The organism is Shewanella sp. MF05960, from assembly GCF_050849305.1.
In the GTDB taxonomy this organism is placed as follows: Bacteria; Pseudomonadota; Gammaproteobacteria; order Enterobacterales; family Shewanellaceae; genus Shewanella.
Window position 1 is genome coordinate 142,040 of record NZ_JBOZPS010000010.1, and the last position, 22,684, is coordinate 164,723.

Sequence of the window (22,684 nt, forward strand, 5' to 3'; positions counted from 1 at the left end):
GACAGATATAGACTGTTGCGATAACATTGCGGGCAGTGAGTAAACGTTAGTTGTAAATCGTGTGGAGATAATATGGATAAGCAAGTCAGTTCGCGTGGCACCAAAGAAAAAGCCCTTCGTCTCAATTTAGACGAAAAGAAATACGGCACTATTGTTGAAATTGGCGCAGGCCAAGAAGTAGCACGTAACTTCTTTGTCGCGGGTGCTGCAGCAGGAACGATCGCTAAAACCATGTCTGCCTACGATATGAAGTTCTCTGACGCGATTTACGGTGTCCAAGAAGATGGCCGTTATGTCAGTAAAGCCCGTGTACTTGCAATGATGGAACAAGAATTCGATCTTGTTGTCGATCGTGTTGGTGGGGTGCGTTCAAAGTCATCACGTTATTTTAGTTATGCCACTACGGTATCGGCTAAAAGTTTTAATCGCAAAAATGAATGTCATGCCTGGTGTGGTGTGCGAATTCAAATGTACCCAGGTGCAGAGCCATCTAACATCATTGTCCATGTGCGCATGTTTGACGATACTGCTGAAGCTCAGCAACAAGCGTTAGGCATTTTGGGGGTCAACCTCATTTATGCCAGTTACTACTACTTTGAAGACCCAAAAATGATTATCGACTCGTTAACCGATAACATGAAAGCCAATCGTATTGAAATTGATTGCATTGACTTTCAAGGTCCGTATTTTGAAGACGTCGATAACCAGGCTAAAAATATCCACCTTATTCGTAGCTGGAAAACCCGAGCAATTATGTTTAAAGCGGACGGCACTGTCGCGGTACCTGCCGATATGCTGTACAAAAAGAATGTGTTAACCATTCGAGGTTCATTTAAACCTGTTACCAACCTCAATGTGGATATGATCGAGCAAGGCTACAAAGCCTTTTCGACACAAGAAGGTGTCACTGATAAAAATACCGTATTAATTGCAGAAATATCGCTCAATGACCTACACGGTAAAGATGCCAACATGTCTGAAAAAGACATTATGGAACGCGTTAAATTACTTAATTTATTAGGTTATAACGTGATGATTTCGGATTACACCCGTTACTTCTCATTACGCGCTTATTTCCGTCAATATACACAATTACAAATTGGGATTGTGGTGGGTATTGTCAATATCAAACAAATTTTTGACGAAGAATATTACCGTGGTATGGAAGGCGGTATTCTTGAGGCTTTTGGTAAATTATTCCCTGATAACACCCGGTTGTTCGTTTATCCTGAACAAGATGAAAAAGGTGAAATCAATGATTTAAATACCCTCAGCGTGCCTAATAACTTACGTTACTTATTCCGTCATGTACTGGATAACGGCTTTATCACCAGTATTGAATCCAGTAATCCTGATTTGTTTAATATTTTTTCTCGTGAAATATTACAGCAAATCTGCCGTGGTCAAGGTGAATGGGTTGATGCCGTGCCTGAGGCTGTGGGTAAAGCGATTATGGAACAAAAGTTATTTGGTTACAGAGGCTAGTCAGCTCTATCCGTTAACAGGTTAACGATAAACGATGCGGTTATCTCAGTAATGGGGTAATCGCATCATTATTGTTAATATTCAAGCAACACCATGTAGGCAAAAAATCCTTTCTTACACTATAGTGATATCACTGTATTCAATCTCTGCTTAGCAGCCAACGTTCCAATATAAATGATTTCACTCAGCTTTATTGAAGCAATAAAATTACGAAGAATAGCAACCATACAAGGTAAACTGATTTAATCTCCTCCTTATGACTACACACTACTGACGACACGCTAGAATCAATACCCTAATTCGGATAAAACGTCCTTCTTGCGGTTTAGGTTATGTCGCTCATCACCGTTCATTGACACAGGAAATTACGATTGTTACAGATATTAGCTTTGTTAATGCTTGTATTAGGGATCGGATTATTAGTTTACAGCTTGCGAGCAGTAACTGACATTTGCCACAAAGACAATAGCCTAGGATGGCGAATACTGCGCTCACTCATTGTCTTTTTTATAATGGGTTATCTCGGCGTATTTTATTATTTGTGTGAGCATCATGAGATTGCGACGCCTGATATCATTTTTTGCGTGATCATGCTCTTTGGTGGTGGCTTTGTGGTATTGGTGACTCGCCTTAGCTTACTCAGCTTGCTAAAAGTAGAGAAGTTAGTCATTAGTGAGCGAAATATTGCTCTGCACGACAGTCTAACGGGCCTGCCGAATCGCAAATACCTGATGGACTCGTTAACCGAACAAGTCGCAAAAGGTAAACCATTTAGCTTATTATTAATTGATTTAAATCGCTTTAAACAAGTCAATGATGCATTGGGCCATTATTACGGCGACTTATTATTAATTGAGGTGGGTAAAAGTATCCAAGATCACCTGCCCCGTTCTGCGCAACTGTTCAGGTTAGGCGGTGATGAATTTGCGGTCATTGACACTCAAATCGACCCATCATTAATCGTTACCACCATAAACACTATCCACTTGGCACTCGAAAATGGCTTTTCAATTGAAACGTATGACTTACTTGTCGGGGCCAGTGTGGGGGTAAGCCATTATCCAAGCCAAGCTATAGAAATAGGTCAGCTACTGCAGCAAGCCGACATTGCCATGTACTCCAGTAAACATTTATCCGCTCCATTTTGTCTTTATGACCAAAGCCTTAATAGTAATGCGGTTGAAAAGGTCAACATCAGTGCTTTATTAAAGCAAGCCATTGAGTTACAAGAGTTTGAATTATGGTATCAACCAATTGTTAAAATGGATAATCAACAATTTTATGGTGTAGAAGCGTTGATAAGGTGGCCTCGGCCCGATGGCAGTTATTTTTGCCCTAGCCTATTTATCCCCATTGCTGAGCAAACTACGTTAATTAATCAGATTACCACCTGGGTTATGCTACAAGTGGCCAAGGACATGGTTTATTTTGAATCGCTGGGTTTAGCCTTATGTATTCACATTAATTTGTCCGCTAAAGATTTACACGACACTAAACTCGTGAATAAAGTCTCCACGCTAATCAAAAATAACCACACATCGCAAAAGGTGATGTTCGAAATCACAGAAAGTGCAATGATGATAGATGCAGAGCAAGCTAAGCAGACGATGAATTACATTGCCAGGTTAGGCGGTAAATTCAGTATTGATGATTTTGGGACTGGCTTTTCATCCCTTGAGATGTTGCGTGATTTGCCCATTCACCAAATTAAAATTGACCGCTCATTTATCAGCAATATCCATCATCAAGATGCCGATCTTGCGATTGTAAAATCGGTGATTTATTTGGCCAAGCATTTAGCATGTACCGTGGTTGCCGAAGGCATAGAACACCAAGACACCGCAGACTTAATCAAATCATTGGGATGCGATTTAGCCCAAGGCTATTTTTTTGGCAAACCTATGCCAAAAGACGTGATAGGGGAACAATTGATTCAACCTATCCGCTCATCGGCTCATTAACCCTTTCCCACCCTTTTTGAATAAGCTGTTATACGCAGTCACAAGCCAAAGCTAGCTCGGTTAATCAAAGTTCGCTCGGTTAGTTGAGTGCGTTAATCTGTAAATAATTATTTTTATCATTGCTAATGTAAATGCTAGTCATTTACAATCGCCAACCTAAAAACAAGGGGTCGGCATTGGCGTATCACGAAGACAATAAGCATTTTTTAACACTGTGGCTCATTGCTATGGTGGTTTTGCTGTCTGTCGCCTCATCGATTCATAGCATTACTCACATTGAAGACACGGCAAAACATCACAGTGTTCATTGCTCGTCGTTACATCAACTTCAAAATGTCATCACCTCAACGCCTTACATTGTACCTGTTATGGTGCAATCTTATGTGCGTCAACAATTCCAATTAATTTCATTTACCTCGCAGTTTACGCGTTTTTTTAATACACGCGCTCCACCGCAAACAGCCTCATAAATTATTTAATTTTATCGATTAGCTTAACCAATTGTGCGGCATGAATGCCTTGCATTTGTTATGGCTCAATGTCGTTTGCTGTTTGTCGGAGAGACAATGAAAACCTTATTAAAACCAAACCTTTATTCAATTGGGGCTTGCACCCTATTTTCTGTTAGCGTCAATGTTATGGCCGCTGAGTCTGAGTTAACACCAGCGTTAACTCAAGCTAAGCCAGTGGCACAAAGTACAGCCGAGATAGAACGGATCAGTATTCACTATCGCCAGGCATATCGAGGCAATGTAGCAAGTCAGGAACTTCCACAAGCGATAACCGTATTAGACAGCAGTTTGATTTCAGACACTGGTGTGACTCGGTTTCAAGAGTTATTGGATTTTTCATCCAGTATCGCCAGACAAAATGACGGTGGTGGATTATGGGACAGTTTTTCATTACGAGGATTTCCAGGAAATGAAAATATTCCCTCTGGATATTTAATCAATGGCTTTAATGGCGGCCGTGCATTCAGTGGCCACCGCGACTTGTCGAATGTTGAATACGTCGAAATACTAAAAGGCCCGGGGTCAGCACTTTATGGTCGTTCTGAACCGGGTGGCACCATCAACATCATTACAAAAAAACCACAATATGAAACCAGCGGTTTTCTTAAAGCATCGGCTGCCAGTGAAGATCAATATCGACTCGAAGGCGATTTCACCACGGGCTTAAGTGAAGACATCGCCTTTAGAATTAACGGTGCTTTGCAAGATTATGGCAGTTTTAGAGATGAAGTATTTAGCAATAAAAAGGTGGTTTCGCCATCTTTTCGTTGGCAAATAAATGACGACAGTTCGTTATTGTATGAAATGGAATACCTCAAACATGAGCAGTTATTTGATCGTGGTATCGTAGTTATCGACAACAATATCAATACCGTACCAAGGTCGCGTTATTTAGGCGACCCCAATGATGGTGCTACCGAGATTGAAGCACAAAGTCATCAGCTCACCTATGACAATCAACTCAATCAACAATGGTCTTTGTCAGCTGGCTACGGTTACCGTTATTCGACATTGAACGGCTTTTCTTCAGATGCGGAGTTAGCGCAAAGCCGCCAATCACTATATGACGACGGTGAAACCCTCACCCGCCAACATCGCTACCGTGATTATAACTCGGTCGATCATGCGGTGCGATTTGAGCTCAGCGGTAGCGTAATGACGGGAAACATTAATCATAATTTGTTAGTGGGCGTTGATGCCTACGATTATCAATTATACACCGGGCTTTATCGCTACCGTGGTAGTAAAGGTGATTATGCAATCAATATCTTTCAACCGGTGTACAGCAATATTCAACCTGATGTCAGTCCGTTGTATCAAAAGCAAGAGCAGCAACAAGCATGGGGCACTTACATTCAAGACCAAATGGATTTAACCGACAAATGGAAATTGCAGCTAGGCTTACGTTTTGATGCTTACGATCAACAAATTGACGATGCTGTCACCCAAATTGCCTCATCACAATCCGATCAGCGAGTCAGCCCTAAAATCGGTTTAGTGTACGTTTATTCTGATGAACTCAGTGTTTATTCCGTGTATTCCGAAGGCTATTTACCCGTATCGGGTACCGATTATGCTGGCAGTGCTTTTGCTCCAGAAGAAAGTACCTCTGTCGAAGCGGGGATAAAGTTTATGACTCAATGGCGTCAAGATATGCCATTAACGGGTACGGTGGCGATTTTTGATGCCAAGAAAAGTAATATTTTAACCGCGGATCCTGTCAACGTAGGCTTTTCGGCCACCTTAGGTGAAGCTAAAAGTACAGGCGTTGAGGTCGACCTTGATGCTGATTTAACTGATAATTTAACGGCTAAACTGTCTTACGCCTACCTGGATACCCGCACAGTTAATGAAGTGATTAACCCTGATTGGGGTGTGATGGTTAGTGCTGGTAGCAGATTAGTCAATGTCCCCAAACACACTGCCAGTGTGATAATTAAACAAGACTTATCCGTTTTTAATATTGATGGTAATGCCGGAATTAACTGGCGTTATGTCGATTCAAGACTTGGCGATGCTGTCGATCCTGAGTTTCAATTATCGGCTTACCAGTTAGTCGGGCTCTTTGTAAATAGCCGCCTTGATAACAATATCAATCTAGGCCTTGCCATCGAAAACCTATTTGACGAACATTACATCGCTAACAGTTACTCAGCATTATGGGCTGTACCAGGCGAACCGCGCAGTGTCAAAGTGAGTGTGTCTTATGAGTTCTAATCAGCAGGCTAATGCTATGGATGGCGCAATAAAAGCTAAACGGATCAGCAGTATTGATATGATGCGCGGCGCCGTTATGCTCATTATGTTATTAGATCACGTTCGTGAACGATTTTACCTGCACATGCAAGTAAGCGACCCGATGGATTTAAGCACCACGTCATGGGAATTGTTTGTGAGCCGCTTTGCTGCGCACTTCTGTGCACCAGTGTTTGTGTTTTTAACAGGCGTATCAGCCTGGCTTTATGCTAATCGAAACCCATTACAGCCACGCTCAGCACGGGAGTTTTTAATCAAACGTGGACTGTTTTTAATTGGGCTTGAAATACTGGTGATCAATATTTCTTGGATGGGCAACTACCATACCTTGTGGTTGCAGGTCATCTGGGTCATAGGTTTAAGCATGCTAACCTTAGCCGCGTTAATTAATTTACCGCGGCCAATCATGGCGCTGTTAGGATTTACGATAGTATTTGGTCATAATCTATTAACCCCAATTCAATTTATGCCAAATGAGTGGGGATATAGTGTCTGGACTATATTGCATGATCGCGGCTATTTAATTGCCGATGGCGCGTTAAAAGTCAAAATAAGTTATCCCGCACTGCCGTGGATGGGAGTCATTTTACTGGGTTATGCTGCCGGCCCTATATTTGCAAAATCATCACTCGCCAACAGCCGACAACGTAAATTGCTTCTGTTGGGGCTTGCTTGCTTAACTTTATTTATTATCTTACGAGGCGGCAATATTTATGGTGAAACCTTACCATGGCAATTGGGCTCCCATTTAGGTGAGTCATTAATGTCGATATTTAATTTAACTAAATATCCTCCTTCGTTAAGTTTTTTACTGATAACCCTAGGGGTGATGTTTATCGGTTTAGTGGGCTTTGAGCGCTTAAACAATCAGTTTGGCCAAGTACTGTCGACTTTTGGCTCTGTCCCCATGTTTTTCTATATTCTTCATTTGTATGTATTATTACTACTTTATGGGATCAGTAAATACGTGTTTGGCGCTAATCATGGTGAGCTGTTAGGCGTCGATAATATGGCTTGGGTTTGGCTGATAGCCCTAAGCTTAATCGTGCTTTTATATTATCCCGTAAAGCGATTTAGTGCCTATAAACAAGCCAGCAAGCAAGCATGGATTAAATATTTATAAGTAACATCAAGCCTCTGTGGTGTCAGAAAAAACTGGCACCACACGCTTTTCCTCTGTCCTTTTTACCTGCCGACATTCATTGACAAGCCTTTACCATGCATCCATATGTTTAATGACCTAGATCATACTTCTGCTACAAGTAATTCTTTAATCTAATTTGTATATAACTGTACTATTATTAAACAGTTTTTGGGTGCATTTATGTGTATTAGTAAAACCGATTAAACAGATAGATAAAAGTTGCTTTAATTTGTCATCACACTCAGTTAGCCTGAAAAAGTAATCCAATGATGCTTAACGTTTAAACTATTTTAGTGATAAAGGAACATCTCATGGAAAAAGCACAGCAATCGCTCGGTAAGTGCCCTGTCAATCATGGCGGTAATACCTCAGTATCAAATGATGTGATGGAATGGTGGCCAAAAGCACTTAACCTCGACATCCTTCATCAGCATGACAGCAAATCTGATCCTATGGATCCCAATTTCGATTATCGCGAAGCCTTCAAATCTTTAGACCTTGCAGCCGTTAAACAAGATCTCACTGCATTAATGACCGATAGCCAGGATTGGTGGCCCGCTGACTGGGGACATTATGGTGGATTGATGATCCGTATGGCTTGGCATTCTGCCGGCACCTACCGTATTGCTGACGGCCGTGGCGGCGCTGGCACAGGTAACCAACGTTTTGCTCCACTTAATAGCTGGCCAGATAATGGCAATTTAGATAAAGCGCGTCGTCTTTTATGGCCTATTAAAAAGAAATATGGCAACAAACTTTCATGGGCTGATTTAATCATTTTGGCCGGTACGGTTGCCTATGAATCAATGGGTTTAAAAACCTTTGGTTTTGCTGGTGGACGTGCAGATATTTGGCACCCAGAAAAAGACATTTACTGGGGCTCTGAAAAACAATGGTTAGCGCCAAGCGGTTCAGAACATAGCCGTTACTCTGGTGAACGAGACCTTGAAAATCCACTTGCAGCCGTGATGATGGGCTTGATTTACGTTAACCCTGAAGGCGTTGACGGTAACCCTGACCCAATTAAAACCGCACACGATATTCGCATTACCTTTGCCCGTATGGCAATGAATGACGAAGAAACCGTTGCCCTTACCGCAGGTGGACACACTGTAGGTAAGTCACACGGAAATGGCCGTGCAGAAAACTTAGGCCCCGATCCTGAAGGTGCTGAATTAGAAGATCAAGGCTTAGGTTGGTTAAACAAAACCAGCCGCGGTATTGGCCGAGACACAGTAACCAGTGGTATTGAAGGTGCATGGACCACTAACCCAACACAATGGGATAACGGCTACTTTGAGCTATTACTGAATTACGATTGGGAATTGACCAAAAGCCCAGCAGGAGCCTGGCAATGGAAAGCTATCGATCTTAAAGAAGAGCACAAGCCAGCAGACGTTGAAGACCCGTCAATTAAAGTCGAACCCATGATGACCGATGCGGACATGGCAATGAAAATGGATCCTGAATATCGTAAGATTTCTGAACGTTTTTATAAAGACCCGGCCTACTTCTCAGACGTCTTCGCCCGTGCTTGGTTTAAATTAACACACCGCGATTTAGGTCCTAAGAGCCGTTACCTTGGCCCCGATGTACCTGCTGAAGAGTTAATTTGGCAAGACCCGGTGCCACAAGTGGATTACCGTTTAACGGAGCCAGAAATCAGTGAGTTAAAAGCGAAAATTTTAGCCAGTGGTTTGTCGATTGCCGAGTTAGTGGCAACCGCATGGGACAGCGCACGTACTTTCCGTGGATCAGATTTCCGCGGCGGCGCAAATGGTGCCCGTATACAGCTTGCGCCTCAAAAAGATTGGCAAGGCAATGAGCCCGCAAGACTGCAAAAAGTGCTCAGTGCATTAACCACGATTAAAGCAGGATTAACCAAACCAGTAAGCATGGCTGACTTAATTGTACTGGGCGGCACAGCTGCGGTTGAACAAGCGGCTAAAGCTGCTGGCGTTAATATCACTGTGCCATTCACAGCAGGTCGTGGTGATTCAACCCAGGAGCAAACCGATGTTGAGTCATTTGAGGTGTTAGAGCCGCTTCACGATGCATATCGTAACTGGCAAAAGAAAGACTATGTTGTGCAACCAGAAGAAATGATGTTAGACCGCACTCAGCTTATGGGCTTAACCGCGCATGAGATGACAGTATTAGTAGGCGGTATGCGCGTGCTGGGCACTAACTACGACAACACTCAACACGGAGTATTTACTGACAACGTTGGCGTGCTTTCAAACGACTTTTTCGTGAACTTAATCGACATGTCAAACACTTGGAAACCTGTCGGCAGAAACGAGTATCAAATTGTTGAACGCAGCACAAATAAAGTGAAGTGGACCGCAACACGGGTTGACTTGGTCTTTGGTTCAAATTCAATTTTACGCGCTTACGCTGAAGTGTACGCCCAAGACGATGCAAAAGAGAAGTTTGTACAGGACTTCGTTAACACGTGGACAAAAGTGATGAATGCCGATCGATTTGATCTCGCATAACCCTCACTGTTAGACACAAAAAAAGCACTGATTATTCAGTGCTTTTTTATTTAAGCTTTAAAAATTACTGCCGTAATCTTAACCTACCCTGACCTCGCTAAATCAGCCTTAACCTTTTAAAGCCGAATCAATCATGGTTTGCGCCTGGGAAATAATACTCTCAAGATGCTGCTGGCTAATAAAGCTTTCGGCATAGATTTTAAATAGCGCTTCAGTGCCAGATGGACGAGCGGCAAACCAACCGTTTTCGGTGGTCACTTTAATCCCGCCTATCGCTGCATTATTACCCGGCGCATGGCTTAAAATCGCAGTAATGGTTTCACCCGCCAGCTCAGTATCGGTAAAACTCTGCGCGTTAAGTAATTCAAACTTGGCTTTTTTCTTAAGGCTTATTGGGCTATCGATACGAGTATAAAAACTTTCGCCAAATTGATCGGTTAGCTCTTTATAACGCTGCGCCGGTGTTTTACCGGTCACCGCTAATATTTCAGCGGCTAACAACGCTAAAATAAAGCCGTCTTTATCAGTACACCAAGTGCTGCCGTCACGTTTTAAAAACGCCGCGCCGGCACTTTCTTCACCGCCAAAGGCAATCGTGCTTTGGGCTAAACCATCAACAAACCATTTAAAGCCGACTGGCACTTCTAAACATTGACGGCCTAATGCAGCACAAACGCGATCTATCATTGCGCTAGAGACCAATGTTTTACCTACCGATAATGATTCAGACCATTGTGGACGATGAGTCATTAAATAATCTATCGCCACGGCTAAATAATGGTTCGGATTCATTAAGCCAAAACCTGGGCACACAATACCGTGACGGTCATAATCTGGGTCGTTACCGACGCACAAATCATAATCTTCGCTGTAGGCTAGCAAGCCTGCCATGGCATAAGGAGACGAGCAATCCATGCGGATTTTACCGTCTTTATCCAGCGGCATAAAACCAAAGGTAGGGTCGACTCTGTCATTAACCAAAGTAATATTAAGCCCATATTGCGCAGCAATGTGTTCCCAATAATAAATACCTGAGCCACCAAGGGGATCGACACCTAAACGAATATTGGCTTTTTTAATCGCATCCATGTCTATCACTTGTGCAAGCGACTCAACATACGGCGCGATAAAGTCTACCTCATCAATCCAGCCCGATTTTACTGCCACACCGTAATTGACTTTTTTAACACCAGACAATTGCTCTGCTAGATATTGGTTTGCTTTGGCTTCGATGATTTTAGTGATGTCACCTTCTGCAGGGCCGCCATGAGGCGGATTGTACTTAATACCGCCATCTTGCGGTGGGTTATGCGACGGAGTAATAATGAGTCCATCAACTAATGCTGCAGGCTTAGAAGCATTCGCGCGCACAATCGCTTGCGACACCACAGGGGTAGGCGTAAAACCATCGTCTTTTTGAATAAGCATTTTGACTTGATTTGCCGTTAATACTTCAACCACCGACATAAATGCAGCATAAGACAAAGCATGGGTATCAAAACCGACAATCATCGGCCCGGTTATGCCCGCTGACTGACGATAATCAACTACCGCTTGGGCAATCGCCCAAATGTGATTTTGGTTAAAACTGGCATTAAATGCACTACCGCGATGACCAGAAGTACCAAAAGTCACTTTTTGCTGTACGTCTTCCACATTGGGAATAATACGATAATAGTGACTCATCAATTTAGGGATATTCACTAAATCCGTTTGTAAAGCTTGCTGTCCTGCGCGTTGATGAATAGCCACAAGTGGTCTCCTACGAGTAAATTAACGGGTTATGACAAACTTAAATATATTCTGCAATGGTGCGGGCGTATTCACTGTCGCAACCTAAATGCTCTAATACCTCAATAAAGATGGCTTGCTTTTTGGCGGTATTATTATTGGTGGTTACCCAAAAGCCACTGGCACCAATTTCTTTAGGATTTGAAGACGGGCTCGACTCTAATAACGCTTGTTTTGAACGGGCAAAATACAAACGTCCTTTACCTTGAATATCGAGCACTTTAGTAAAGTCGCTACCCGTTGCAGCTTGTAAATTACCAAGCAACCACATGAAACGACCCACTGCCCCTTTTTGTTGGGATAATAAATGTTCATTAACGATAGATTTAAATTCAATACTGCTAACAATCGCGCCTTGCTCGTTTTCAAGTTCAGGTTCTACTTGAGCCGCAATAACTTTTTCAACCGCCGCTTTAGCCTGATTAAATAACTGACTACGTTGGCTCTGGGATTCGCTCACCGCTACAGGTTCAGTTTCAAGGCTCGGTTCGCTGATGGCCTCGGGTAAATCGACCACTACGGTTTCCACTGATAAATGCAATAAACGACGTAAAATATCCGAAGCGCTCTCGCCGATGCGTTCAGTCTTGCTGGCAATAAAGCGATAAAGTTCTTCATCAATTTCAATGTATTTCATCAGAGTCATCCTTATTCTTCTATTTGTCTTAGGCTCAACGTTACGTTAAATCTCGTTAAACACGCGATCGCCGATCAAATTTTTACGCAGCGATCAAAATATAGCTTCAGTGTAAGCCAAGCTTAACCTACTAATAAAGTAGCAAAATCATTTAATGGCGCATATTCGCTAAAATTTATTATTTCACGGGTAAAATTACAGCAATTATGGTTCAGACGGTCAGCAAAACTTGATTTGCTTAACCCATTGCCGCAAAATTCAGCCAAATTGATAGTTGTCACGAGTTTATCGCGTTATGCATTATATCTCTCAAGGTCAAGGTGAAGCCGTCCTGCTGATTCATGGATTATTTGGCAACCTTGATAACTTAAAAAACCTCGCTAGTGTATTACAACAAAACCATCAGGTTATTCGCGTTGATGTGCCTAATCATGGATTAAGCGAGCATTGGGACAACATGGATTACCCGTCTCTTGCCAATGCGATGGTGGATTTATTAGACCAATTGCAGATCTCTGCCGCACATGTTGTAGGCCATTCTATGGGCGGAAAAATAGCCATGGCCATGGCGTTATTACATCCAACGCGAGTAAAAAGTCTGGTGGTAGCCGATATTGCACCTGTGGCATACGAACCGCGTCATCAAACCGTGTTTGCAGCGTTAACCAGTCTAGTCTTTGACGAACATACCAGCCGTAAATCGGCATTGGCCCATTTGATCAGCTCAGGTATTGATGAAGCAACTTCTCAATTTCTATTGAAAAACCTGCAACGTACTGACACAGGTTTTGAATGGAAGATGAATCTTGATGGTCTAATTCATGGTTACCCGCGTATTATTGGTTGGGATTTGCCGATTAGCTCTGATGTGCATTTTGACAAGCCAACACTGTTTATACGCGGCGGCGAATCGAATTATGTTACTGCAGAACACCGTGATGAAATTGTCCGTCAATTTCCTCAAGTGACCGCAAAAACCTTAAATGGCACAGGTCATTGGCTACATGCACAAAAACCTGAGATTTTTAATCGTATCGTGGCTGAGTTTATTGAACAAAACCAAGGGTAAATTTTAATAATTTACTGTTTTGCACATACCCAATTCTGACACGATGTGATATATTCGCGCCCTCTTTTCGCCAGACATGACTAAAGCGAAGGTAGAAGTATGTTAAATCAGTACATGGATCAAATTGAAGCCGTTGGGCTGAACTTGTTTTTTGCGTCGATATTCTTTTTTATCGGCATGGCAATCCATGATGTGCTTAAACAAGGTGATGTCCCTAAATTTGGTCGATATATTGTTTGGGCAGTGTTATTTCTCGGCTGTGCCGGGTTTATTGCAAAAGGTATTATACAGATGACCTGGGAAGGCTCTGGGATCGGTTAAAATACAATGGCAAAAGAAACAACAGATAGAACGACTATTGACCTTTTTGCCAGTGAAACACGCCGAGGGCGTCCGAGAAGTAACCCACTTTCTCGGGAACAGCAATTAAAGATCAATAAGCGTAACCAAATTCAGCGTGATCGCGCTAACGGTTTAAAGCGAATAGAGTTAAAAGTGTCACAAGATTTGTATGATGCCTTGAACCAACAAGCTTTGAACAGTAACATCAGCCGTAGCCAGTTAATCGAATTTATTCTGCAACAGCAACTCGACAACTGAGACGTTTTTAGAACATCGCACAACGCGAACTAGATATTTAAAGGATAGACAATGGCAACTGTAGGTCTTTTTTTCGGTAGCGACACAGGTAACACCGAAGCTGTAGCCAAAATGATCCAGAAAAAACTGGGCAAAAGCATGCTCGATGTTAAAGACATCGCTAAGAGCACCAAAGAGCAAATCGCTGAATACGACTTGCTTATGTTTGGCATTCCAACTTGGTATTACGGCGAAGCGCAGTGCGATTGGGATGACTTTTTCCCTGAGCTTGAGCAAATCGACTTTACCGATAAATTAGTGGCTATTTTTGGTTGTGGTGACCAAGAAGACTATGCAGAATACTTCCTTGACGCAATGGGCATGATACGTGACATTGTTGAAGCTCGCGGTGGTATTATCATTGGTCACTGGCCATCTGAAAGCTATAATTTTGAAGCCTCTAAAGGCATGGCAGACGACAAGCACTTTGTAGGCTTAGGGATTGATGAAGACCGTCAACCTGAACTTACTGAAGAGCGTGTTGATGGCTGGGTTAAGCAAATTTATGAAGAAATGTGCTTAGCAGAATTAGCAGATTAATTCTGGCTTTACCCAACAAAAAAGCGGCATTTGCCGCTTTTTTACTATTCAAATTTTACATTGATGATGTACTTCACCTCTATTTATGACCACAACAGATCACACTCAACGCGTTAAACACTGGGACATCTTTTGCACCGTTGTCGACAACTATGGCGATATTGGAGTGACCTGGCGCTTAGCTAAGCAATTGGCGGCTGAATACCACATCCCGGTAAACTTATGGGTAGATGATTTACACAGTTTCTCACATATTCTACCGAACCTTAATCCTATACTTTGCCAACAAACGTTTAATAGTGTGAATATATTTCAATGGAATAACCCATTAGATATAGACTATCAGGCCGGCGAAGTCATTATTGAAGCCTTTGCCTGTGAATTACCTGAACAGGTAAAGTCGGTCATTGAACAATTACATAAACAACCGCAAAGCTCAGCGCCACACTGGTTAAACCTTGAATATTTAAGTGCCGAAAATTGGGTAGACGGTTGTCACGGTTTACCTTCAACACAACCAAGCGGTGTTAAAAAGTGGTTTTATTTCCCCGGTTTTAACCCAAAAACAGGCGGGCTAATTTGCGAGCAACACCTCTTTAAAGAGCGCGACCTATGGCAAGCCAACCCCAATACTAAAATGGGTCTCTTTGACCAACTAGGTCTGAGTGGCATTAATGTTGATGACACTGTTATTAGTGTGTTTAGTTATGAAAGCCCTGCATTAACCGCATTAATGGCCCAATGGCAAACATCAGCCAAACCAATACACGCGCTAATACCTAAAGGTCGCAGTTTAACCAGCTTAGCCTCATTTTTCCCCTGTGATGTTAATCATTTGATGCCCGGTCAGCAATTTAAGTTCGGTAATCTCACACTGCATATTTTACCCATGACCGACCAAACAGGCTTTGATCGCTTGCTGTGGAGCTGTGATTTTAATATTGTGCGCGGTGAAGATTCGTTTTTACGGGCACAATGGGCCGCAAAACCCTTTATTTGGCACATTTATCCCCAAGAAGATGATTATCATCTAGTAAAATTACAAGCTTTTATGAAGATTTACTGCGATAATCTTGCGGCAGAAATATCGACCGCTTGGTGTGAGGTGAATTTGGCCTTCAATCAAGGTGATCAAGATGCCGTAGTGAACTACTGGCAACAATTAAATTCTGTTATTTTGCCATTACAGCAACATGCGCTTAATTGGCCAAATAACGCATTAAATGATGCAGATCTTGCGAGTCGACTAGTTCAATTCGTTAAAAATAGCTAAGATACTGCTCTGTAAATATAAAAAGTCCATATATATAGGAAATAGTACAATGAAAACTGCTCATGAAATCCGTCCTGGTAACGTGATCATGTTAGATGGCAGCCCATGGGTTGTTCAGAAGACTGAGACAACTCGTTCTGGCCGTAACGCTGCAATCGTTAAGTTAAAATTAAAAAACGTATTGCTAGACTCTGGCACTGAACAAACCTTTAAAGGTGAAGACAAATTAGACGATATTATTTTAGAACGTCTTGATTGTACTTACTCATACTTCGCTGATCCTATGTATGTATTCATGGATGAAGAATACAACCAATACGACGTTGAAGCTGACAATCTAGGTGATGCTGCAGCATACATCGTTGATGGTATGGAAGATCAGTGCCAAGTGACTTTCTACAACGAGAAAGCCATTTCTGTTGAATTACCAGTTCACATCGTACGTGAAGTTATTTACACAGAGCCTTCAGCTCGTGGTGATACTTCAGGTAAAGTAATGAAGCCAGCTACCATCACTGGTGGCGGTACTATTACTGTTGCTGATTTTGTTAAAGTGGGCGACAAGATTGAAATTGACACTCGCACAGGCGAGTTCAAAAAGCGCGTTTAATCGCCAGTTAATTTGAGTTTCAGCTGAAATAGCCATAATTCAAGTAAACGCTCTAAAAGCCAGCATACGTGCTGGCTTTTTTGTCTCTACACATTACATAAACGCTAAAACTGACTCACCAAACAGAATAAAACACTAAAGCAAAGGCTTAATTACCCTCATAAATAGCATGAACGACTAATATTATTATTCAATTTGCTCGTTTGCCCCTTTCACAAAGTCAATAAATTCGTTATGGTTCGCTAACTTAAGCCGTATTTAGTTATTGAGAGCAGTATGCGACCCATTATCAAATCCAATAAACTTGACTCTGTTTGCTACGACATTCGTGGACCAGTGCACAAAGAAGCCCGCCGTTTAGAAGACGAAGGTCACCGTATCTTAAAATTAAATATTGGTAACCCGGCCCCGTTTGGATTTGAAGCCCCAGAAGAAATCGTGCGAGACGTAATTTTAAACCTGCCAAGTGCACAAGGTTATTGCGAATCCAAAGGCTTATTCTCAGCACGTAAAGCCATTGTGCAACATTACCAGGCACAAGGTATTTTTGGCGTGGATATAGAAGATATCTATATCGGTAATGGCGTGTCAGAGCTCATCGTGATGGCCATGCAAGGATTACTTAACACCGATGATGAAGTGCTTATCCCCTCTCCTGACTATCCGTTATGGACAGCTGCAGCAAACCTTGCTGGCGGCAAAGCGGTTCATTATCGTTGTGATGAAGAAGCCGATTGGTTTCCGGATTTAAATGACATTAAAAGTAAAATCAGCAGCCGCACGCGCGCCATTGTGTTAATTAATCCTAATAACCCAACCGGCGCAGTGTATAGCGAAGAGTTGCTGTTACAGGTCATCGAGTTATGTCGCCAGCACGACCTAATATTATTTGCCGATGAAATCTACGACAAGATTTTATACGACGAAGCAAAACACATTCCTGCTGCACGTTTGTCTGACGATATTTTAACCATCACCTTTAATGGCCTATCAAAAGCCTATCGTGCTGCTGGCTTCCGTGTGGGCTGGATGATGTTATCAGGCAATTTAAAAGCCGCCAAAAGTTACATTGAAGGCTTAGAAATGCTCGCCTCAATGCGTTTGTGTGCCAACGTGCCCAATCAACACGCGATACAAACTGCACTGGGTGGTTATCAGTCTATTAATGAGTTGATACTCCCCAACGGCCGCTTAACCATTCAACGAGATGCGGTATACGAGTTACTCAATCAAATTCCTGGCGTGAGTTGTAAAAAACCCAAAGGCGCCCTGTATGCCTTTCCTAAATTAGACATGAAAAAGTTTAATTTACGTGATGATGAACGCCTAGTGCTCGATTTATTGAAAACCAAAAAAATCCTCTTAGTGCAAGGTACCGCCTTTAATTGGCCCGAACCCGATCACTTACGCGTGGTCTTTTTGCCGCACAAAGCCGACTTAACCAAAGCGTTAAATGAGTTTGGCGACTTTTTAGAAGATTACCGTCAATAACGTCTGTGAAGACTGGCGACAACTAAAACACTAAGCGACTGAACAGTCGCTTTTTTTTATCCTCTAGCTCAGGTAAGCTGAGATGTGAATTACAGATTATGCATTTAATGTAAGGATTATCATGAGTCATCTTTTTGCCCACTTAGCCCGCATGAAACTTATCCAACGTTGGCCATTAATGTACAACGTTCGCCGCGAAAACGTCCAAGAACATTCATTACAAGTGGCCATGGTTGCACACGCATTAGTGATTATTAGTAATAAAAAATTCGCCACCGATTTAGACCCTAATCAAGCCGCGACCATTGCGATTTATCATGACGCCAGCGAAATATTAACGGGTGACTTACCCACTCCCGTTAAATACTTTAATAAAGAAATCGAAGCCGAATATAAAAAAATTGAAGCCATTGCCGAACAGCGTATGCTTGAAATGGTACCCGATGAATTTAAAGAGGATTATCGTAGCTTATTTATCAGCGAAGCCGCGGATCCGCAATACAAAGCGATTGTGAAAGCCGCTGACACGCTATGCGCCTATTTGAAATGTTTAGAAGAACAAAAAGCCGGTAACAGTGAATTTAACAGCGCACGTAAGCGTTTAGAACAAAACTTAGATGACAATCCCAACCCTGCGGTGCGCTATTTTAGAGACTGTTTTATTCCAAGTTTTACCCTGAATTTAGATGAAATTAACCAAATGCTGTAAGGATAGTTATGCCCGATACCACAGAGCAGCAAGACAATATTTGGCACCAACGCCTACTCGGTGAAGATAAACAACGCCGTAATGATCATCGCAGCCCGTTTCAGCGCGATCGCGCCCGCATTTTACACTCAGCTGCCTTTAGACGTTTACAGGCAAAAACCCAAGTACTGGGTGTTGGCATGAACGACTTTTATCGCACTCGGTTAACCCATTCGTTAGAAGTATCGCAAATTGGTACCGGCATTACCGCACAATTACGCCGTAAATACCCCGAGTTTAAATACTTACTTAACTCGATGAGCTTAATCGAATCGGTTTGCCTGGCTCACGATATCGGTCATCCGCCTTTTGGTCATGGTGGTGAAGTGGCGCTCAACTACATGATGCGACATCATGGTGGTTTTGAAGGTAATGGCCAAACCTTTCGAATTCTGTCACGCCTAGAACCTTATACTCCGTCATGGGGGATGAACCTCACGCGGCGCACCTTGCTTGGGATCATGAAATACCCAGCCATGCATTCGCAATTGTTTATCGATCAACATAAGCCAGACATTGCCAATCATCGTCAATTGAAACCATCAGATTGGCCGCCGGTTAAAGGCTTATTTGATGACGACAAACCCATTATCGATTGGGTGTTATCAGCGTTAAGCGACAACGATCGCCAACTGTTTATCAGCAGTGAGCAAAGCCAGGTCAATGCCCATTACCCTCACCTTAAAACGCTTTTTAAATCATTAGATTGCTCGATTATGGAGCTGGCTGATGACATTGCTTATGCTGTGCATGATCTAGAAGATGCGATAGTGATGGGTATTGTCAATCAGCGCCAGTGGCAACATGATGTGGTTGATCAATTACAACATATCAACGATGAGTGGTTAACATCAGAAATCGCCAGCATTGGCGAAAAGTTATTTTCCCATGAACATCATTTACGCAAAGATGCCATAGGGACTTTAGTTAACGGCTTTGTCACTGCGATTAGCATCGATACCAACAACAGCTTTGAAGCCGACTTATTAAAATACAACGCACAGCTGCAGCCAGATTTTGCCAGTACCTTACATGTACTCAAACAGTTGGTGTTTAAATATGTGATTCGTAAACCTGAAATTCAAATGCTTGAATACAAAGGCCAGCAAATCATTATGGAATTGTTTGAAGCCTTTGCATCAGATCCTGAGCGATTACTACCGCTTAACACCCGTGAGCGTTGGTTAGCCGCAAATGCTGAAAACAGTAACCCCATGCGCGTGATTGCCGATTATATTTCAGGGATGACCGATGGGTTTGCTGGCAGATTGCATCAACAATTGTTTGGTTCTAAAACAGCGGGGATTTTAGAATTAAGCAGCGAGCAATAATCATATTGCCTAGAAAAGAAAAAAGCGCTTGGTTATTTATAAACATAAAAACCAAGCGCTAGCGGGTTAAATAAAGGGGAACTAACCCAAACGACACACGACACTTCACTTTTACATACAACAACTGTTTACATACAAAACGATTAATCTACTACTCAATTTTTACGCAACGCATCGCTCTCACGTTCACGCTGGTTGCATAAACGCATTAATCTGTTCAAGCGTTAATAAAGGCGTTGCGCCAGCAGACTGCGCCACCATTGCGCCAACGGCACAAGCAAAGTTAATCGCATATTGCGGGTTATTGTCACTGCACAATTGATACAATAACGACCCTAAAAACGAGTCACCGGCACCCACGGTATCAACCACATTGACCAGGTAACCAGAGTTGTAAAACTTCTGCCCTTTTACACTTAATAACGCGCCATGACTGCCTTTCGTTACACACAAATACTCAGTGTGTGTTTGCGCAGCAATGTAATCGACATTTTGCTCTAATGAATTAAACGGTGAACCCATTGCTTTGGCAATTTCGTAGAGTTCATCATCATTTAATTTAATGAAATCAGCTTTATTCATCAATTCAACTATGCTGTCGATATCGTAATGCGGCGCACGCAGATTAACGTCAAACACCGTAAAATGAGCCGCGTTCACTAACTCAGTTAATGTGGCTAATGACACCGGGCTGCGGCCAATTAAGCTGCCAAATACCAATACATCAGCTTGCTTAACCTGGTTAATAATCGTGTCGGTTAACGCCACATTGTCCCAGGCGGTATCAGCCACGATTTCATATGACGCAGAGCCATTTTTGTCTAACGTCACCTCAACGGTACTGGTGCTTTTAAGCGGATTAATCGCAATACAATCGCGGTTAACGCCACGTTCATCAATAAATGCTAACAACTCATGGCCTAATTGATCATCACCTACGGCGCTGATCATTGAGCCTTTAATGCCTAAAGCATTGAGCCTGACGCACACATTTAACGGCGCGCCGCCAACTCGTTTACCGTCAGGAAAACAGTCCCACAAGACTTCACCAAAACAACTGATATTAATATCCGCTTTGGCTTTATGATTCACTAATACACTGTTCATCATGCTTAACCTTTTGCTTGTAATCTTGCTTGCATAATCGCTTTGATATTACTTTTTTCGCCATACAAGTCAGCAATGGCGTTACGGTAGTCTTTACAAAAAACTGCTTGATTGTTTAAGTCGCCAAATAAATCGGTTAACTGTAAAAAAGCTAATGGATCTTGACTCGTTTTACTGGCGAACGAATGTAATTTAGCGGCCATTTGATCGTTAATATCCAGCGCTTCACCTTGTTGGTTAACCTGTTTATCGCTGTATAAGCACCAGGCAGCAATCACCAAACAGGCTAAAGAGGTATCGCGATTTAAGGCTATGTTTTCATTAATCGATGCAATGATAAATTTCGGTAATTTTGCTGAGCTTTCTAAACAAATACGCGCCAGGCTGTCTTTGATGTTCGGGTTAGCAAAGCGCTCAATTAAGGTATCTTTGTATTGGGTTAAATCGATACCCTCTAACTGATCAATTAATGGCGTGACTTCATCGTCCATAAAACGGCGTAAATAGGTGGCAAATAATGGGTCGGTAACGGCCTCATCAATCGTGGCAAAACCATGAATAGAACCGAGTAAACCTAATACAGAATGGCCGGCATTGAGTAAACGGATTTTCATTTTCTCAAATGGGGTAACATCGCTCACAAATTGTGCGCCAACATTATCTAATGCAGGGCGACCATCACTAAAGTTATCTTCAATGACCCATTGAGTAAACGCTTCACAGGTGATTGGCCATTCATCATTAATGTGTAATGTATTGGCGACATGTTCAATATCTGCTTTTGTGGTGACAGGCGTAATACGGTCAACCATTGCATTAGGGAACGCAACATTTGCCGCTATCCATTGCCCTAACTCAGCATCAATTTTACTCACAAATGCTAATAACATTTTACGGGTCATGTCACCGTTATGTTGAATATTGTCGCAAGACTGAATGGTAAAAGGCTTCATGCCATTGGCTTTACGTTGCATTAATGCAGCAGTGATATACCCAAAAGCGGTGATAGGGTCATGCAGATTAGCCATATCATGGATAATCTCAGGGTTCGCAAAGTCAAACTCACCCGTTGCGGGGTTAAAGTTGTAACCGCCTTCAGTTATGGTCAGAGAGACAATTTTGGTTTGTGGGTTAACTAACTTATCAATCACCTGTTGCTTGTTTTCTGGCGCAAACAGAAAATCAATCATTGAACCAATCACTTGATGATCTATCTGACCATTAGGGTGACGCACCGTTAAACTGTATAAGTAATCTTGCTTAACCAATACATCACGCAATCCACGGTTGGCTTCTAATAAACCCACACCACAAATGGCCCACGACTCTGAGCCAGGTGTTTTGAGTAATTCATTAACATACATAGCCTGGTGAGCGCGATGAAAACCACCGACACCAATATGCACAATGCCTGCCGTTAACTGACTGCGATCGTATTTCGGCACATCAACATCAGCAGATAAAGTGGATAACGATTGTTGATTTAATGGGTTAAGTTTAACGTTTGATTGTTGAGTGTGCTGCATACTCATGCCTCGTAAAATATAATAATCGGTTCTGTGTTAGCTCAGTAACACGCCAGACCCAAAGCA

At 42.4% G+C, this 22,684-nt stretch carries 19 protein-coding genes; 15 read left to right on the forward strand and 4 right to left on the reverse strand.

Features of this window, described 5'->3' with window-relative positions; translation table 11 throughout:
- Positions 1-72 precede the first annotated feature (72 nt).
- The 6 genes from ACROAE_RS12215 (at position 73) to katG (ending at position 9,856) form a co-directional block, all read left to right on the forward strand.
- The gene (locus ACROAE_RS12215; RefSeq protein ID WP_432402081.1) at positions 73-1,485 is read left to right on the forward strand and encodes a TonB-dependent receptor; all 1,413 of its coding nucleotides are present in this window, start codon (positions 73-75) and stop codon (positions 1,483-1,485) included.
- Between the two features lie 371 nt (positions 1,486-1,856).
- Positions 1,857-3,446: a putative bifunctional diguanylate cyclase/phosphodiesterase gene (locus ACROAE_RS12220; RefSeq protein WP_432402083.1), complete on the forward strand. Its 1,590-nt coding sequence runs from the start codon at positions 1,857-1,859 to the stop codon at positions 3,444-3,446.
- Positions 3,447-3,622: 176 nt separating this feature from the next.
- A complete protein-coding gene (locus tag ACROAE_RS12225) occupies positions 3,623-3,916 on the forward strand; it encodes a DUF2946 domain-containing protein (protein WP_432402085.1) in 294 nt (97 codons plus the stop codon).
- 96 nt (positions 3,917-4,012) lie between these two features.
- A complete protein-coding gene (locus ACROAE_RS12230; protein WP_432402087.1) occupies positions 4,013-6,175 on the forward strand; it encodes a TonB-dependent siderophore receptor in 2,163 nt (720 codons plus the stop codon).
- A complete protein-coding gene (locus ACROAE_RS12235) occupies positions 6,165-7,337 on the forward strand; it encodes a DUF1624 domain-containing protein (RefSeq protein WP_432402089.1) in 1,173 nt (390 codons plus the stop codon). The genes ACROAE_RS12230 and ACROAE_RS12235 overlap by 11 nt, the downstream gene beginning before the upstream one ends.
- A gap of 332 nt (positions 7,338-7,669) precedes the next feature.
- A complete protein-coding gene (gene katG / locus ACROAE_RS12240) occupies positions 7,670-9,856 on the forward strand; it encodes a catalase/peroxidase HPI (RefSeq protein ID WP_432402091.1) in 2,187 nt (728 codons plus the stop codon).
- Positions 9,857-9,964: 108 nt separating this feature from the next.
- Here katG and pgm read toward each other — a convergent pair whose 3' ends face one another.
- Positions 9,965-11,608, reverse strand: coding sequence for a phosphoglucomutase (alpha-D-glucose-1,6-bisphosphate-dependent) (pgm, locus tag ACROAE_RS12245; protein ID WP_432402093.1), 1,644 nt, complete (start codon positions 11,606-11,608; stop codon positions 9,965-9,967).
- Positions 11,609-11,648: 40 nt separating this feature from the next.
- The gene (gene seqA / locus ACROAE_RS12250) at positions 11,649-12,284 is read right to left on the reverse strand and encodes a replication initiation negative regulator SeqA (RefSeq protein WP_432402095.1); all 636 of its coding nucleotides are present in this window, start codon (positions 12,282-12,284) and stop codon (positions 11,649-11,651) included.
- Between the two features lie 295 nt (positions 12,285-12,579).
- On the opposite strand from seqA, the gene ACROAE_RS12255 reads away from it, so the two are divergent.
- From ACROAE_RS12255 to ACROAE_RS12295, 9 genes are all read left to right on the forward strand, one after another.
- Complete coding sequence (locus ACROAE_RS12255) at positions 12,580-13,353, forward strand: alpha/beta fold hydrolase (RefSeq protein WP_432402097.1); 774 nt, start codon at positions 12,580-12,582, stop codon at positions 13,351-13,353.
- Between the two features lie 99 nt (positions 13,354-13,452).
- On the forward strand, positions 13,453-13,674 hold the full coding sequence (locus ACROAE_RS12260) for a DUF2788 domain-containing protein (RefSeq protein ID WP_124014960.1): 222 nt from the start codon (positions 13,453-13,455) through the stop codon (positions 13,672-13,674).
- A gap of 6 nt (positions 13,675-13,680) precedes the next feature.
- A complete protein-coding gene (ybfE, locus tag ACROAE_RS12265) occupies positions 13,681-13,953 on the forward strand; it encodes a LexA regulated protein (protein ID WP_432402099.1) in 273 nt (90 codons plus the stop codon).
- A 51-nt stretch (positions 13,954-14,004) separates the two neighbouring features.
- Positions 14,005-14,532 carry a flavodoxin FldA gene (gene fldA / locus ACROAE_RS12270; RefSeq protein ID WP_432402101.1) on the forward strand — a complete coding sequence of 176 codons (528 nt, stop codon included), beginning with the start codon at positions 14,005-14,007 and terminating at the stop codon, positions 14,530-14,532.
- A gap of 85 nt (positions 14,533-14,617) precedes the next feature.
- Positions 14,618-15,805 carry an elongation factor P maturation arginine rhamnosyltransferase EarP gene (gene earP / locus ACROAE_RS12275; protein ID WP_432402103.1) on the forward strand — a complete coding sequence of 396 codons (1,188 nt, stop codon included), beginning with the start codon at positions 14,618-14,620 and terminating at the stop codon, positions 15,803-15,805.
- 49 nt (positions 15,806-15,854) lie between these two features.
- On the forward strand, positions 15,855-16,415 hold the full coding sequence (gene efp / locus ACROAE_RS12280; RefSeq protein WP_432402105.1) for an elongation factor P: 561 nt from the start codon (positions 15,855-15,857) through the stop codon (positions 16,413-16,415).
- A gap of 276 nt (positions 16,416-16,691) precedes the next feature.
- Positions 16,692-17,906, forward strand: coding sequence for a pyridoxal phosphate-dependent aminotransferase (locus tag ACROAE_RS12285; RefSeq protein WP_432402107.1), 1,215 nt, complete (start codon positions 16,692-16,694; stop codon positions 17,904-17,906).
- 121 nt (positions 17,907-18,027) lie between these two features.
- Positions 18,028-18,615: a 5'-deoxynucleotidase gene (gene yfbR / locus ACROAE_RS12290; protein ID WP_432402109.1), complete on the forward strand. Its 588-nt coding sequence runs from the start codon at positions 18,028-18,030 to the stop codon at positions 18,613-18,615.
- Positions 18,616-18,623: 8 nt separating this feature from the next.
- Positions 18,624-19,985: an anti-phage deoxyguanosine triphosphatase gene (locus tag ACROAE_RS12295; RefSeq protein WP_432402112.1), complete on the forward strand. Its 1,362-nt coding sequence runs from the start codon at positions 18,624-18,626 to the stop codon at positions 19,983-19,985.
- Between the two features lie 186 nt (positions 19,986-20,171).
- On the opposite strand, the gene ACROAE_RS12300 is transcribed toward ACROAE_RS12295, so the two are convergent.
- Entirely contained in the window at positions 20,172-21,092 is a 921-nt protein-coding gene (locus ACROAE_RS12300; RefSeq protein WP_432402152.1) for a carbohydrate kinase family protein, read from the reverse strand.
- A gap of 5 nt (positions 21,093-21,097) precedes the next feature.
- On the reverse strand, positions 21,098-22,618 hold the full coding sequence (locus ACROAE_RS12305) for a mannitol dehydrogenase family protein (protein ID WP_432402114.1): 1,521 nt from the start codon (positions 22,616-22,618) through the stop codon (positions 21,098-21,100).
- Positions 22,619-22,684 lie beyond the last annotated feature (66 nt).